13 protein-coding genes are annotated in these 13,704 nt (G+C 68.4%); 3 read left to right on the top strand and 10 right to left on the bottom strand.

Annotation, left to right across the window (positions count from 1 at the left end):
* Positions 1 to 134: 134 nt before the first annotated feature.
* Complete coding sequence (locus tag NGR01S_RS16510; RefSeq protein WP_063037726.1) at positions 135 to 1,052, bottom strand: LysR family transcriptional regulator; 918 nt, start codon at positions 1,050 to 1,052, stop codon at positions 135 to 137.
* Between the two features lie 105 nt (positions 1,053 to 1,157).
* Between NGR01S_RS16510 and kdgD the strand changes: the two genes are divergently transcribed.
* The gene (kdgD, locus tag NGR01S_RS16505) at positions 1,158 to 2,072 is read left to right on the top strand and encodes a 5-dehydro-4-deoxyglucarate dehydratase (protein ID WP_063037724.1); all 915 of its coding nucleotides are present in this window, start codon (positions 1,158 to 1,160) and stop codon (positions 2,070 to 2,072) included.
* Positions 2,072 to 3,667: an aldehyde dehydrogenase (NADP(+)) gene (locus NGR01S_RS16500; protein WP_063037722.1), complete on the top strand. Its 1,596-nt coding sequence runs from the start codon at positions 2,072 to 2,074 to the stop codon at positions 3,665 to 3,667. Before kdgD ends, NGR01S_RS16500 begins: the two co-directional genes overlap by 1 nt.
* Positions 3,668 to 3,857: 190 nt before the next feature.
* On the opposite strand, the gene NGR01S_RS16495 is transcribed toward NGR01S_RS16500, so the two are convergent.
* Complete coding sequence (locus NGR01S_RS16495; RefSeq protein WP_245664633.1) at positions 3,858 to 5,054, bottom strand: cytochrome P450 family protein; 1,197 nt, start codon at positions 5,052 to 5,054, stop codon at positions 3,858 to 3,860.
* A 982-nt stretch (positions 5,055 to 6,036) separates the two neighbouring features.
* On the opposite strand from NGR01S_RS16495, the gene NGR01S_RS16490 reads away from it, so the two are divergent.
* Positions 6,037 to 7,626 carry an AMP-binding protein gene (locus NGR01S_RS16490; protein WP_063037718.1) on the top strand — a complete coding sequence of 530 codons (1,590 nt, stop codon included), beginning with the start codon at positions 6,037 to 6,039 and terminating at the stop codon, positions 7,624 to 7,626.
* Between the two features lie 13 nt (positions 7,627 to 7,639).
* Here the strand turns inward: NGR01S_RS16490 and NGR01S_RS16485 are convergent, their stop codons facing one another.
* The 8 genes from NGR01S_RS16485 to NGR01S_RS16450 all read right to left on the bottom strand — a co-directional run bounded on the left by NGR01S_RS16485 (position 7,640) and on the right by NGR01S_RS16450 (position 13,602).
* On the bottom strand, positions 7,640 to 7,864 hold the full coding sequence (locus NGR01S_RS16485) for a type II toxin-antitoxin system RelE family toxin (RefSeq protein ID WP_245664632.1): 225 nt from the start codon (positions 7,862 to 7,864) through the stop codon (positions 7,640 to 7,642).
* A gap of 49 nt (positions 7,865 to 7,913) precedes the next feature.
* Positions 7,914 to 8,180, bottom strand: coding sequence for a type II toxin-antitoxin system prevent-host-death family antitoxin (locus NGR01S_RS16480; RefSeq protein ID WP_063037975.1), 267 nt, complete (start codon positions 8,178 to 8,180; stop codon positions 7,914 to 7,916).
* Positions 8,181 to 8,271: 91 nt separating this feature from the next.
* On the bottom strand, positions 8,272 to 9,009 hold the full coding sequence (locus NGR01S_RS16475) for a TetR/AcrR family transcriptional regulator (RefSeq protein WP_084481172.1): 738 nt from the start codon (positions 9,007 to 9,009) through the stop codon (positions 8,272 to 8,274).
* Positions 9,010 to 9,019: 10 nt separating this feature from the next.
* Positions 9,020 to 10,219, bottom strand: a complete 1,200-nt coding sequence (locus NGR01S_RS16470) for a thiolase C-terminal domain-containing protein (protein ID WP_063037716.1) — start codon at positions 10,217 to 10,219, stop codon at positions 9,020 to 9,022.
* A gap of 237 nt (positions 10,220 to 10,456) precedes the next feature.
* Positions 10,457 to 11,611, bottom strand: a complete 1,155-nt coding sequence (locus NGR01S_RS16465; protein ID WP_084481169.1) for a thiolase family protein — start codon at positions 11,609 to 11,611, stop codon at positions 10,457 to 10,459.
* Positions 11,608 to 12,678: a thiolase family protein gene (locus tag NGR01S_RS16460; RefSeq protein ID WP_063037712.1), complete on the bottom strand. Its 1,071-nt coding sequence runs from the start codon at positions 12,676 to 12,678 to the stop codon at positions 11,608 to 11,610. The genes NGR01S_RS16465 and NGR01S_RS16460 overlap by 4 nt, the downstream gene beginning before the upstream one ends.
* A complete protein-coding gene (locus NGR01S_RS16455; protein ID WP_063037710.1) occupies positions 12,671 to 13,144 on the bottom strand; it encodes a Zn-ribbon domain-containing OB-fold protein in 474 nt (157 codons plus the stop codon). The genes NGR01S_RS16460 and NGR01S_RS16455 overlap by 8 nt, the downstream gene beginning before the upstream one ends.
* Positions 13,141 to 13,602, bottom strand: coding sequence for a hypothetical protein (locus NGR01S_RS16450; RefSeq protein WP_063037708.1), 462 nt, complete (start codon positions 13,600 to 13,602; stop codon positions 13,141 to 13,143). The genes NGR01S_RS16455 and NGR01S_RS16450 overlap by 4 nt, the downstream gene beginning before the upstream one ends.
* Between the last annotated feature and the right edge of the window lie 102 nt (positions 13,603 to 13,704).

Here is a 13,704-nt window from a genome sequence, read left to right as displayed (position 1 = left end):
TCGGAGCGCACGACGGATTCGGTGGCCTGCCGGGTCCGGCACCCTCTCCCTCGAGGGCCGGTGACGCGCCATGCCGCGCCAGGAACTTCCGGATGCTGCCCGAGCGGGTCGGGCAATGCCGATTCGAACCGCGCTCACCGTGCCCCTGGGCTCGGAAGCCCGGTCTCCCCGCCCGGCACCGTCAATTCCGTCATCAGTCGGGTGAAGGCCGGGTTCTCGTTACCGTGGCGCCACACCAGATCCAGCTCCACCTGGGTCCGCACTCCCTCCAGCGGGCGGTAGACCACCTGGTCGAACCGCATACCGGTGGCCGATTCGGGCACCAGCGCCACGCCCCAGCCCAGGTTCACCAGCGCCAGAATGCTGTGGATCTGGGTCATGTACTGCGTGATCACCGGGATCACGGCCGCCGCGTGCAGCACCGTGGTGATCAGATCGTGGAAATACCGCGCTTCGACCGGTGCGTGCATGACCATATCCGCGCCGTGCAGCGCGGTCACCGGGAGCGGTTCGGTGTCGGTCGCCAGCGCGTGGTCCGCGGGCAGCGCCGCGATCAGCCCCTCGCGGACGAAAGTGCGGGTGGACAGGTCCGGCCGGGTGATCGGCGGGCGCACCATGCCCAGATCGAGCGCTCCCTCCGAGAGCGCCTCCACCTGGTCCATGGTCACCATTTCACGCAGCTCCACATCGACATCGGGTAGTGCCGTCCGGGCCGCGGCGAGTACGCGCGGCAACCCGGAGTGCACGCTCGCTCCGGTGAATCCCAGTCGCAGGACGCCCCCGGTGCCGGCCGAGACCCGGCGTACCGCGAGGGTGGCCCGCTCGGCCTGCTGGAGCAGCCGCCGGGCGTCGAGCAGGAAGGCGCGACCGGCGCGGGTGAGTTTCACGGTGCGGTTGGATCGGTCGAACAGCTCCGCGCCCACCTCCTTTTCGAGGAGCTGGATCTGCCGGCTCAGTGGCGGCTGCGTCATCCGCAGGCGTTCCGCCGCCCGGCCGAAGTGCAACTCCTCGGCCACGGCGACGAAATGGGTGAGCTGGACAAAAGTGAACATCCGATACCGACCTTGTATTGATAGATATGTAATCAGTGTTGGACGTGAATCATAGGGCTTCCTAGGGTGAGGGCAGCAGGTCACCCTCGAACAGGAGCGCACCCCATGACCACAGCCCCTCCCCAGGAAATCGCCCGGAAGCTGGGCTCCGGCCTTCTGTCCTTCCCGGTCACGCACCTGCGCGCCGACGGGTCGTTCGACGAGGCCGCCTACCGGGACAACATCTCCTGGCTCGGCCAGTACGGCGCGTCCGGCTTGTTCGCCGCGGGCGGCACCGGTGAATTCTTCTCCCTCACTCCGGCCGAGGTCGAACAGGTGGTCATCGCCGCCGTGCGGGAGGCGCCGGACGGACTGCCGGTCATCGCCCCCGCCGGTTACGGCACCGCCACCGCGGTCGAGATGGCGCGCGCCGCGGAGCGCGCCGGCGCCGGCGGCGTCCTGCTGCTGCCGCCCTACCTCACCGAGGCGAGCCAGGAGGGCCTGGTCGACCATGTGCGGCAGGTCTGCGCGGCCACCGACCTCGGCGTCGTCATCTACTCGCGCGCCAACGCCGCCTACTCCGAAGCCGCCGTCGCCGAACTCGCCGAGCGCTGCCCCAACCTGATCGGGTTCAAGGACGGCATCGGCAATATCGAACAGATGACCCGGATCTACGCCGGGGTCGGCGACCGCCTCATCTACATCGGCGGCCTGCCCACCGCGGAGATGTTCGCCCTGCCGTACCTGGCGCTGGGTGTGACCACCTATTCCTCGGCGATCTACAACTTCGTCCCGGAATTCGCGCTCGACTTCTATCGCGCCCTGCGCCGCGGCGACGACGCCTTCGTGCTGAACGCGCTGAACGAATTCGTGATTCCGTACTGCGACCTGCGCAATCGCGAACCCGGCTACGCGGTGAGCATTGTCAAGGCGGGGATGAAGGTGATCGGCCGCCCGGCGGGTCCGGTGCGCAGCCCGCTGACCGACCTCGACGAGACCGAACTCGCCGAACTCGCCGACCTCGTGAAGAAGGTGAGCTGATGACCGGCCCCGAAACCGAACGCCTCACCGGCGCGAATCTGCTCGGCGGCGCCGAAATCCCCGGCACCACCGGGGCCTTCCGCGCGGTGAACCCGGCGACCGGCGCCCCGCTCGAACCGGAGTTCGGCGAAGCCGACGCGGCCACCGTCGCGCGGGCCGCGACCGCGGCCTGGGCGGCGTGCGCCGAATATCGCGCCACCGACCTCACCCGGCGCGCCGTGTTCCTGGACGGTATCGCCGCCGAGATCGAGAACCTGGGGGAGGCCTTGGCGCAGCGGGCGATCGCCGAATCGGGTCTGCCCGAGGCGCGTATCCGCGGCGAGATCGGTCGCACCACCGGGCAGTTGCGGCTGTTCGCCGAGGTGGTGCGGGAGGGCAGCTGGACCGGTGCCCGGCTCGACCGGCCCGATCCGTCGCGCACGCCGCTGCCGAAACCCGATCTGCGCCAGCGGCGTATCCCGGTGGGTCCGGTGGCGGTATTCGCCGCAAGCAACTTCCCCCTGGCCTTTTCCGTCGCGGGCGGTGACACCGCCTCCGCGCTGGCGGCGGGCGCACCCGTCGTCGTCAAGGCGCATCCGTCGCATCCCGGCACCTCCGAACTGGTGGCGCGCGCGGTGCTCGCGGCGGTCCGGGAGCACGGTCTGCCCGAAGGAACCTTCGCGCTGGTGCACGGTGGCGTGGAAACCGGGCTCGCGCTGGTCCGTGACCCGCATATCCGGGCGGTGGGTTTCACCGGGTCCCGGCAGGGCGGCCTGGCACTGGCCGCGGCCGCCGCGGCCCGGCCGGTACCGATCCCGGTGTACGCCGAGATGTCCAGCGTCAACCCGGTCTTCGTGCTGCCGGACGCGCTGGCCGAACGCGGCGCGAGGCTGGGCGCGGAATTCGTCGCCTCGCTGACCACCGGCGTCGGGCAGCTGTGCACCAGCCCGGGTCTGGTCTTCCTGGCCGAGGGGCCCGGCGCCGACGAATTCGTGGCGGCGGCGAGCGAGGCGATCGGTGCGACCTCCGGCGCGCCCATGCTGAACAAGGGGATCGCGTCGGCCTTCACCTCCGGTGTCGAGCGGCTGTCCGGCACCGAGGGAGTACGGCTGGCCGCCACCGGGGCCGCGGGCGCCACGAGTTGTTCCGGCGATCCGCATCTGTTCGTCACCACCGCCGCGCGTTTCCGGGCCGACCGCGCACTCCAGGACGAGGTGTTCGGGCCCAGTTCGATTATCGTGCGCGCCGCCGATACCGCCGAATTGCTGGCGCTGGCCGGTGACCTGGAGGGGCAACTCACGGCCACCGTGCACGCCACCGCCGCCGACCGGGAGATCGCCGGGCCGCTGCTGGGAGAGCTGGAGCTGATCGCGGGCCGGGTGCTCTTCGACGGCTGGCCCACCGGTGTCGAGGTCGGGCACGCGGTGGTGCACGGCGGGCCCTTCCCGGCGACCACGGCCCCGGCCACCACCTCGGTGGGCACCCTCGCCATCGAACGTTTCCTGCGTCCGGTGAGCTACCAGAACGTCCCGGAGGAACTGCTCGCCGACGAGATCCGCGCGGAGAACCCGCTCGGCATCTGGCGCCGGGTGGACGGGACGGTCACGCGGGACTGATCCGGCCGGTTGTCACGTGGGGGCCGGCCCTCGTCACCGGATACGGGGCCGGGCCCGTCGGCGAGCTGTCCCGGGGTGGCAGGCCGGCGCGGCGGGGAACACCTGCACCGGTGCCCGCCGTGCCTCGCCGGTGAGGAGTCACCGAGAATCCGAGTTACACGACGGTCGCGCCGGTGCCGGCGACAGCACTTCATCCCCGCATCGGCGGAGTCGGTTCGAACGTCACAGGCAAGCGCGCCAGGGACCGGTGGTATGGCCCGGTCCGCCACTGCAAATCCGCGACGGGCACCGCCAATTCCATCTCGGGTAGCGCATCGAGCAGTTGATCTATCGCCGCGCGAGCGATGGTCGAGGACAGATCCTTCGCCGGGCAGACGTGCGGGCCGGCACCCCAGGCGAGATGTGACCGGTTGGCCGTGAAATCTCCGGACTGCACTGCTGGATCGTTATTGCACGCCGACATGCTGATCAGTACGGGCTGATGCGCGGGAAGCCATACACCATCGATGAGGATCGGCTGCCGCGGATAACTGAAGCAGAAGTTCGCCAGCGGCGGATCGGTGAACAGCAACTCTTCCAGCGCATCGCCGGTCGAGAGGCTACCGCTGACCATACCTCCGCCGAACCGATCGTCGGTCAGCATGAGGCGCAACGTATTCAGGATGAGATTGACCGTCGGTTCGATGCCCGCCCCGTATATGACGACCAGTTGGTGAATCACCTCCTCCTCGGTCAGTTTCGCGCTGTGCGCGATCATGCGGGTGGTGATGTCGTCGCCGGGATCGGCGATTCTGCGCATGGTCTGCTCGTACAGTGCCGATTCCAGTGTCACGTTGCCCGCTTCGGCATCGGCGGAGGTGTCGAATACGGCGGCCATTCCCCGCGCCACGCGCGCCCCGATATCGGGCGAGCAGCCGACCAGGGTGTTGAGCACTTCGAAGACCAGGGGGTGTACGAACTGCGCGAGCAGATCGGCATGTCCGGCGCCGCAGAAGCTGTTGATCAGCGGCACCGCGATCTTCTCGACCAGTGCCTGTGCGGCGTGCAGGTCGATTCCGTCGAGAGCGAAAGTGTTCGCCGAGCGCAGCCGGGCATGGGCGGCTCCGGTGCTGCGCAGTGCGTTCGGCCGCCACTGCAACATCGGCCGAACGGGACAGTCCAGCGGCACATTCGCCTGCCAGGCCCGAGGGTCGGCCGGAAAGTGCTCGGGGTCGTGCAGAATCCGCTTCGCGGTCGCGTAGGTGACCACCAGGGTGGCCGGGACGCCCGGTGCGATCTCCACAGGGGCCAGCGATCCGTAGCGGGCTCTCAGCTCTTGGTAGGCGAGCTGGGGGTTCGTAGCGAATTCTTTGGTGTACAGAGCTACTCGTGGCTCATCATCGATCACTGAACCAGGCGTTATAGGGGGGCCGTCATAAGACAGCGGCGATTCCAGCGGCGGAGGAAGAGACACAGGGCAACTCCAGACAGTTCGACATAGGCAAACGGAGTAGGACGAAGCGGCTGCCGGTCTCGTGACCGACCGGCGCGGGGGACACATCGAGGAAGACGTGTCTCATTGTTCTCTGGTGCCAGGACACAGGCTCGGGGCGCCGACCGCGGGGGATCACCGCGCGGCAGGTTTGTTACTCGACTTCGACCCGCGCTGCCGACTGCCGGCGCGGCATCTTATCCGAGTTTCCCGCTGATGGGTCCCTCGACCGAAGCGATTGAGACCCGACGGCAAGGTTTCGCGATGCTCTTACATTCTCGTCGAGGGACGGTGAACGTCCGGCAAGTGATGCCAGTTGATCGGTTACCATCGGAGCCCTTTGCTTCCAACAACTTTCGGTGCGCGCACGCTACCGCCCGGCAACAGTCCGCGGTTTCCCACGCTCGGCAAGGCCGCGGAACCTGTTCTCGTTCGGTCTGTCCGAGGTGGGGACCGATCTCATCGAACTTTCTGCCGGGTTCACCCCCGAGCGGGTGCGCGGTCCGCAGGTGGATCCCCAACGCGACCACGAGCCTGGCCTACACCGGCCATGCTGCGCATACGGCCCAGTGGACGGATTCACCGATGTGGCGTTCGTCCGGCTGCCACCGGCCGACGCCGACCGGTACGAATGGGTGGTGGCGGCGCGACGATATCCGGCCGCTGGTACGCGGTTATGTGCAGGCGTGCCGGTCCGCTCTCGCCGGGACGGCCGGATCCCGCGGACCCACCCCGGAAATAAAGTAGAACGTGTTATAGTTTTTGCGGTTTGCGAGCCCCGTGGGCGGTTCCCGGGCCGCGGCGCCATGTGGCGGTGCCCGCGGCCCCGGGACCCGCGCCGGAGCGCCGGTCGATCTTCGCCGGTCCGCTCGGACGGGCCGGCCCGAAAGGCAGACGAATGAACACTGAACCGCACGTCGACGACACCGCCCAGCTGCACCGTGAGCCGCTGGCGGTGGACCTGCTGGGCAAAGCTCTCGAGCGTTATGCCGACCGCGCCGCGGTCCATATCGACGACGCCACCCTGACCTACCGCGACGTGCGCGATCAGATCAGCCGGTTCGCCCAGGCGCTGGCCTCGGCCGGTCTCGGCGTGGGCTCCCCGGTGGCGGTGCTCTCGGCCAACCGGCCGGAGGTGATCTTCGCGCAGGGCGCGAACAATGTGAACGGGTCGCGGGCCATGGCGCTACACCCCATGGGCTCGCTCGACGATCACGCCTACGTCCTCGAGGACGCCGGCGTGGAAACCTTGATCTACGACCCGAGCGGTTTCGACGAACGTGCCGCGCAGTTGCGGGACAAGGTGCCCGGGCTGCGGAACCTGTTCTCGTTCGGTCCGTCCGAGGTGGGGACCGATCTCATCGAACTGGCTGCCGGGTTCACCCCCGAGCAGGTCCGCGGTCCGCAGGTGGATCCCAGCGCGACCATGAGCCTGGCCTACACCGGCGGCACCACCGGTAAGCCCAAGGGTGTGGAGATGAGCTTCCGCGGCAGCACCACCATGCTGCGCATCCAGATGACCGAATGGGAATGGCCCGACGAGGTCCGGTTCCTGGTGTGTACCCCGCTGAGCCACGCGGGCGCCGCCTTCTGGGGCCCCACCGCTCAGCAGGGTGGTTCCATCGTGGTGCTGCCCTACTTCCACCCGGCCAAGGTGCTCGAGGCGATCGAGAAGTACAAGATCACCGCGACCATGCTGGTGCCCACCATGCTCTATGCCCTGCTGGACAGCCCCGACCTCGACAAATACGATCTGTCCAGCCTGCAGACGGTGTTCTACGGCGCCTCCGCGATCTCCCCGACCCGGCTGGCCGAGGCGATCGAGAAGTTCGGTCCCATCTTCTTCCAGTTCTACGGCCAGGCCGAGAGCCCGATGACCATCTCGGTGCTGCGCCGCGGCGACCACGACCTGAACAAACCGGAGCGGCTGGCCAGTTGCGGCCGTCCGGTGCCATGGCTGTCGGTGGCGCTGCTCGATGAGAAGGGCAACGAAGTACCTCGGGGCGAACCGGGCGAGGTGTGTGTCCGCGGCCCGCTGGTGATGAACGGGTACCTGAACAAACCCGAGCAGACCGCGGAGGCCACCGAATTCGGCTGGTTGCACACCGGCGATATCGCCCGGCAGGACGAAGAGGGATTCCTCTATATCGTCGACCGGAAGAAGGACATGATCGTGTCCGGCGGGTTCAATGTGTACCCGCGGGAGGTCGAGGATGTGCTCTCGGCGCATCCGGCGGTCAGCGCCGCGGCCGTGATCGGGGTGCCGGACGAGAAGTGGGGTGAGGCGGTCAAGGCGGTCGTCGTGCTGCGCGACGGGCAGTCGGTACCTGTGGAGGAACTGCAGGCGCTGGTGAAGGACCGTAAGGGTGCGGTCTACACCCCGAAGACCGTCGATTTCGCCGAGAGCATCCCGGTCAGCCCGCTCGGCAAACCGGACAAGAAAGCGTTGCGGGCGCAGTACTGGGGCGAGGGCCGGCAGGTCAACTGAGGCGGCCGGGTAACTACCGCTCGTATATTTCTCGTCGATGGCACGCGGAGATCACCAGGATTACCAGCTTCCCATCGTCGACCTCGTAGACAAGGCGGTAGTTGCCCACCCGTAAGCGGAACCCGGGGCGTCCGGTCAATGCCTTGACGTCGACATCATCTCGTCGGTAGGGGTCGTCACCCAGCGACGTCAGTGCGACCAGCAGGCGCAACGCGTCTTCCCGGGGAATGGATCGCAACGCTCTTCCGCAGCGGCGGTCCAGCGGAATTCGTACTTCATGCCACGGCTTAGTCGCCTGCGGCGAGGACCTCATCCATCATCTGCCCCAGAGTGATCCGTTCGGGCTCGCCCGCTTCGGCAAGAGCCTCGTCCGCCATATGTTCCAGTTGCTCGTCTTCCCACTCTTCGAGCTTGGCGAGCATGAACAGCGGGACGACAGCGGCCGCAAGCTTACCGCCACGGGTGATCACGGTGACGTGTCCGTCTTTATCAGCGGCATTGACCACGGCCGGGAGTTGGGCGCGCGCTTCACGAATGCTCAACCGATCGTCCATGAAAATAGTGTTGTACCACCCAGGCGGGGCGGATAGGCCGCAGGTGCCGAGGTCGAGTCCACTCTCGGTCATACGAGGGACAACGAAGACCTCAACGATCCGGGGGACCTGTGAGTATCGCGGTGACGGTATCGATCAGTTCGGTGAGCAGTTCGTCGGGGGAGAGCCGGGTTCCGCTGAGTGCCAGCATGCCGCGTAGACCGTCCGGGTCGCCGAGCGTCTGGAAGGTCAGGTTCATGGCCTGGGTGAGGCGGAAACGGATGGTCCGGGACGCGACGCCGGGGGCGGTCTGCGCCAGCAGGGCGTTGAACCGCAGGGCCTGGGGGGCGAATCCCTCGGTGAGTTTGGTGAGCGCGGGGTGATTACCGCTCATGATGCCGGCTACCAGGCGGATCCACGGGGTACCGCCCGCGGCGGCGAGTTCGCCGACCGGGCGGACGAAGGCGTCGGCCAGCGCGCGGGCATCGGGTGCGCCGCCGGCCTCCACGGCATCCAGCAGTTCGGCGCGGCGGGTGTGCAGTTGTTCGCTGCGGCGGCTGATCAGGGCGTCGACCAGGGCATCCTTGGAGCCGAAGTGATAGTGCACGGACGCGACGTTCGCGCCGGCCTCGGCCATTACCGAACGCAGTGAGACCGCGTCGATCCCGCGTTCGGCGAAGAGTCGTTCGGCGGCCAGGATCAGGCGCTGCTCGGTGGGTAGACCGGCCTCGGGAGAGTGCCCGGGGCCGGGGTCCGGGCGGGCCTCGCCGCGGGCCGTGGCCGGACCCCGGCGCGGGGATGCGGCGGGCGAGGACAACTCCCGCCCGGCCCGCACCCGGCTTCTCGTCATGACCGAAACTCTAGGAGACCGTGCCCGGCGCACCGTACAGGGTCACGACACAGGCTCCGCCGAGGCCTAGATTGTGGGCGAGCCCGAGCCGCGCGTCCGTTACTTGACGTGCGCCGGCCGCACCGCGCACCTGGGTGACCAGTTCCGTGCACTGCGCCAACCCGGTGGCGCCGAGTGGATGCCCCTTGGAGATGAGCCCACCCGACGGGTTGACCACCCAGCGGCCGCCGTAGGTGGTCGCGCCCGACTCGACCAGCGCGCCGGATTCGCCTTCGCCGCACAAACCCAGCGCCTCGTAGGTGAGCAGTTCGTTGATGGAGAAGCAGTCGTGCAGTTCGAGCACATCGATATCGTCGATACCCACCCCGGCGGTCTCCAGCACCTTCCGGCCGGCGATACGCGCCATGGGCGCACCCACCACGTCGATCATCGATCCCGACTCGAACGAGGCGCCGGTATCGGTCACCAGTTCCTGGGCGAGGATCGGTACCGCCCGATCGAGACCGTGTTCGCGCACGTAGCGTTCGCTCACCAGCACCGCCGCGCCGGCGCCGTCGGACATGGGGGAGCACTGCGAGCGGGTCAGCGGATCGGAGACCAGTTTGTCGCCGAGCACCTGGTCGAGGGTGTAGGCGTCCTGGAATTGGGCCTTGGGGTTGCGGGTGGAGTGTTCGTGGTTCTTCACCGCGACCCGGGCCAGTTGTTCGCGGGTGGTCCCGTACCGCTCCATGTGCTCGACCGCGGCCGCGCCGAAGAATTGGGCGGTCATCGGCGCGTTCCCGAAACCGGCGGCCGCCTTCAGCGCGTCCATGTGCCGGTCCACCGTGGTGACCTTCGGGATGGTGCCGTCGCCCGACATCGCCTGTTTGGTCATCTGCTCGAACCCGACCGCCAGCACGATCTCGGCCAGCCCGGCCTGCACCCATTCCCGGGCGAGTACTAGCGCGGTGGAGCCGGTGGCGCAGTTGTTGTTGACGTTCACCATCGGAATACCGGTCAGGCCGATGTCGTAGAGCGCCCGCTGCCCCGCGGTGGAGGGCTGGAAGACGTATCCGACGGCGGCGCGCTGCACCTGGTCGTAACCCACTCCGGCGTCGGTGAGCGCCTGGCCCACCGCCTCGGCGACCATTTCCGGATACGTCCAGTCCCGGGACTGGATCTTCTCGAACTTGGTCATCCCGACACCGGCGACGTATACCCGCTCGGTCATGTTCTCTCCTCGGAAACTGTGGCATGCGGTCCGCGACGGCCGCAGCGAAGGCGGAGGTATCGCATCACGATCTCTCCTCGGTAGCCGATACATGCGACCCGTGGAGACCGAAGCGTCGGCGGAGGTATCGCATCAGTGCTCTCTCCTCGTCTCGTGCGATCTCGCGTTTCGCGGAAGTGTTGTCGCCGGGGCCGGGCCGATACGGTGGGGTCCGGGTCATCGCGCCGGAACCTCCGGTCAGGAATTCGGTGGTTCGGCGCCGACCACCCAGAGCGCGTGGAACTGCGCCGCCCCGCCCATGGCGTGGCCGATGGCGCGGCGCGCGTCCGGTACCTGGTGCTCGCCCGCGGTACCCCGGACCTGCATGGCCGCCTCGGCGAACCGCAGCAGACCCGTCGCGCCCGTGGGATTTCCGGACAGCACTCCGCCGGACGGATTGATCGGCAGTTCCCCGCCGAACGCGGTGCGGCCGGAATCCACCACCTTCCAGCCCTGGCCGACCGCGGCCAGGCCCACGTTCTCCAGCCAGATCGGCTCGAACCAGCTGTAGGGGATGTAGAGCTCGGCGGTATCGATCTCGCGCGCCGGGTCGGTGATCCCGGCCTGCCGGTACGCCTCGGCGGCGCACTGTCGGCCGGCCTCGGGGTTCACTTCGTCGCGCCCGGCGAAGTGGCCGGTTTCGGTGCGCCACGACATGCCGTGGATCCAGGCGGGGGGACGGCCGGTGTGGTGGGCGTCGGCTTCTCCGGTGATCACCACCGCGCACGAACCGTCCGAGGAGGGGCACGATTCCAGGAAACGGATCGGGTCCCAGAGCATCCGGGATTCGCGCACCTGCTCGACGGTGATATCCGGTAGCTGGATATGGGCGTACGGGTTGCGGGTGGCATTGAGTCGGTGGTTGACCGCGATCTGCCAGCCGATGTGCTCGGGGGCTGCCGACCGGCGGATGTACTCCCGGATCACCGGCGCGAAATGCGCCCCGGCGCCCGCGCCGAGTTGGGCGCTGAAGGGCAGCCCGCGCGACAGCGCCCAGGTGAAATCGCCCTCGGATTCCTTGGAATACGCGACCACCAGCACCCGCCGGGCCAGACCCGCCTGCACCAGATGGGCACCGTAGATGGCGGCATGCCCGCCGACGCTGCCGCCGGTGAACACCCGGGTCACCGGCAGCCCGCGGGCTCCCATCGCGTCGGCGAGGTAGAGCTCCGGATTCATCACCCCGTCGAACAGGTCCGGCGTTTTCGACAGCACGACGGCATCGATATCGCCGAATTCCAGTTCGGCGTCGGCCATTGCCTCGTCGACGGCTTCGCGCACCATCGCGCCGATGGTGACCTTGCGCTTCTTGGCCTGTTTGCTCTGTCCGATTCCGACGACCGCGAGTTTCACCGGCCTCCCTCCATAAGGCAGATCATGTTCTGCTGGAGCGCGGGCCCGTTGGTGGCATGTGCCAGCGTGCGGTTCGCGCGCCCGGTCAGGATGTGCTGTGCCGCGGCGCCGATCCGGATGAGCCCGGTGGCGGTGGTGGGCCGGGCGACCAGCGGCCCGCCCCCGGGATTAACCGTGGCCCCGGACAGTTCGAGCGTCTGCGCCAGCAGCGGTTCCTGATAGCTGTACTCGGTGTGCAGTTCGGCGATCTGGACCTCGCGGGCCGCGAAACCGGCCTGCTCGGCGGCCTTCGCCGCGGCCACCGTCACCGTGTCGACGCGGGTCAGATCGCGGGTTCCCGGATAGTGGCTGTCCATCCGGTGATCGGCGCCGCGCACCCAGGCCGGGCGCTGTGCCAGCCGCCGCGCGGTGTCACCGGCCGCCAGCACCAGGACCGCCGCGGCATCGCCGATCGGACCCCGGTCGTGCTCGCGCAGCGGCGACGCCAGATACGGCGCGGCCAGCAGTTCGTCCACCGTGAACTCCCCGGACACCTGCGCGCCCGGATTGCCCACCGCGCCCGCCCGCGCGCGGACCACCACTTCGGCCAGTTGTTTCTCGTCCAGCACCCCGGCGGCGATCAGCGCCTGCGCCTGCAGGGCGGCCAGCGCATCCTGATGCGGCCGCAGCGGGGCCAGGAAGTAGGGGTCGAGCTGGGTGGCGGTCACCTGGTCGAGATCGTGGGCCAGCGATCCGCGCCCGACACCGTAGACCACCGCGATCTCGCCCTCGCCGAGCTGCAGCCACGACCACGCCTCGTAGGCGGCCCAGGCGGCATCCATCTCGACATGGGATTCCGAGATCGGCGGCCAGGCGCCCACCGCGTCGAGCGATTCGATATACGCGAAGGTCCGGCCCTCGTGGAAATCGTGGCTGCCCGACGCCCAGAAATCGACCTCCGTGCGGTCGATGCCGGCCGAGCCGAGCGCCTCGCGCATCACCGGCAGCAGGATCTCGGCCATATCGTCGTGCCGGTCGGCGGATGTTCCCGGCGACTGCGCGAATGCGACCACCGCGATATCACGCATCGGAACCTCCTGCGACCGGTCGGTAGTAGCGGATGCTGTTCATGGATGTGTCGAGGTCCTCCTCGGCGCACCACACCGGTTCCACGCGCATTCCGATGTGCACATCGGCGAGTTCGACGTCCCGGATCAGATGCATGAGCGTGGTGTCCGCACCGTCGACCTGGATATAGGCCACCAGGTACGGCGGATCGATCACCTGGCCGGGGAACGGGAAGTTCACCACGCAGAACGTTTTCACCACGCCGGTGCCGTCCAGTTCGAACGGCGCCGAGAGTTCGGCCAGGCAGCGCGAGCAGAATTCGGGGAAGGGCAGGTATACGCGTTCGCAGGACGGGCAGCGGCGGGCCAGTAGCCGACGTACCTTCAGCCCGCGTAGGAAGGCCGAACGCCCGGTTCCGGCGACGAAGGTGTAGTCCACCTTGTGCGGGCTGGTAAACGATTCCACAGGCGTGGGCAGGGTGCTCATCGCGACTCCACGGGTTCGAAGCAGACGATATCGCGGATACTGCCCACCCGGTCGGCGCGCCAGCGGGGTGCCACCCGCAGGCCGGCGACGAGGCGGGACGGGTCGCCGCCGGTATCGACGGCGTGGAACAGCCCGCCCTCGGTGCCGTCGATGGTGATCAGGGCCCAGGCGAAGTGGTCGGCCTCGATCTCGTCGCCGGGCCGGGTGGGTACCCAGGTCCAGTTCGTGACGGTGCCGACGGGGGCCAAGTGGACCAGCTCACCAGTGGGGGCCGCGGTGACGGGGTCGAACTCCAGAGCCGGGCAGAGTACCGCGCCGGATGCGGTGCGCACCCCGTACAGCTCGCCGTCGCGCAGACCGCCGAGGAACGTGCCGATCTTCTCGCCGACCGTCCGGTTGTACGGAAATTCGATGCTGTAGGGCGCGGTGAGACCCGCGTCCGGGGACTCGGCTGTCATCGGTCTCCTGCCGATCGGGGGGCGCGGTCCGGCACTGGACCGCGTGTCGATGGTGTCCCGCGCGACGGCCCTGTGTCAATCACTTGATTGAATCGGTTGATA

Origin of the sequence: Nocardia grenadensis NBRC 108939 (assembly GCF_001613445.1) — a bacterium.
GTDB lineage: Bacteria > Actinomycetota > Actinomycetes > Mycobacteriales > Mycobacteriaceae > Nocardia > Nocardia grenadensis.
This window is presented reverse-complemented; position numbering and strand designations above follow the sequence as displayed.

Coding starts and splice junctions, on each gene's coding strand:
- NGR01S_RS16500 (WP_063037722.1), top strand. CDS start 2,072: ATGACCGGCCCCGAAACCGAACGCCTCACCGGCGCGAATCTGCTCGGC.
- NGR01S_RS16460 (WP_063037712.1), bottom strand. CDS start 12,678: ATGCGTGATATCGCGGTGGTCGCATTCGCGCAGTCGCCGGGAACATCC.
- NGR01S_RS16450 (WP_063037708.1), bottom strand. CDS start 13,602: ATGACAGCCGAGTCCCCGGACGCGGGTCTCACCGCGCCCTACAGCATC.
- kdgD (WP_063037724.1), top strand. CDS start 1,158: ATGACCACAGCCCCTCCCCAGGAAATCGCCCGGAAGCTGGGCTCCGGC.
- NGR01S_RS16475 (WP_084481172.1), bottom strand. CDS start 9,009: ATGACGAGAAGCCGGGTGCGGGCCGGGCGGGAGTTGTCCTCGCCCGCC.
- NGR01S_RS16490 (WP_063037718.1), top strand. CDS start 6,037: ATGAACACTGAACCGCACGTCGACGACACCGCCCAGCTGCACCGTGAG.
- NGR01S_RS16510 (WP_063037726.1), bottom strand. CDS start 1,052: ATGTTCACTTTTGTCCAGCTCACCCATTTCGTCGCCGTGGCCGAGGAG.
- NGR01S_RS16455 (WP_063037710.1), bottom strand. CDS start 13,144: ATGAGCACCCTGCCCACGCCTGTGGAATCGTTTACCAGCCCGCACAAG.
- NGR01S_RS16480 (WP_063037975.1), bottom strand. CDS start 8,180: ATGGACGATCGGTTGAGCATTCGTGAAGCGCGCGCCCAACTCCCGGCC.
- NGR01S_RS16470 (WP_063037716.1), bottom strand. CDS start 10,219: ATGACCGAGCGGGTATACGTCGCCGGTGTCGGGATGACCAAGTTCGAG.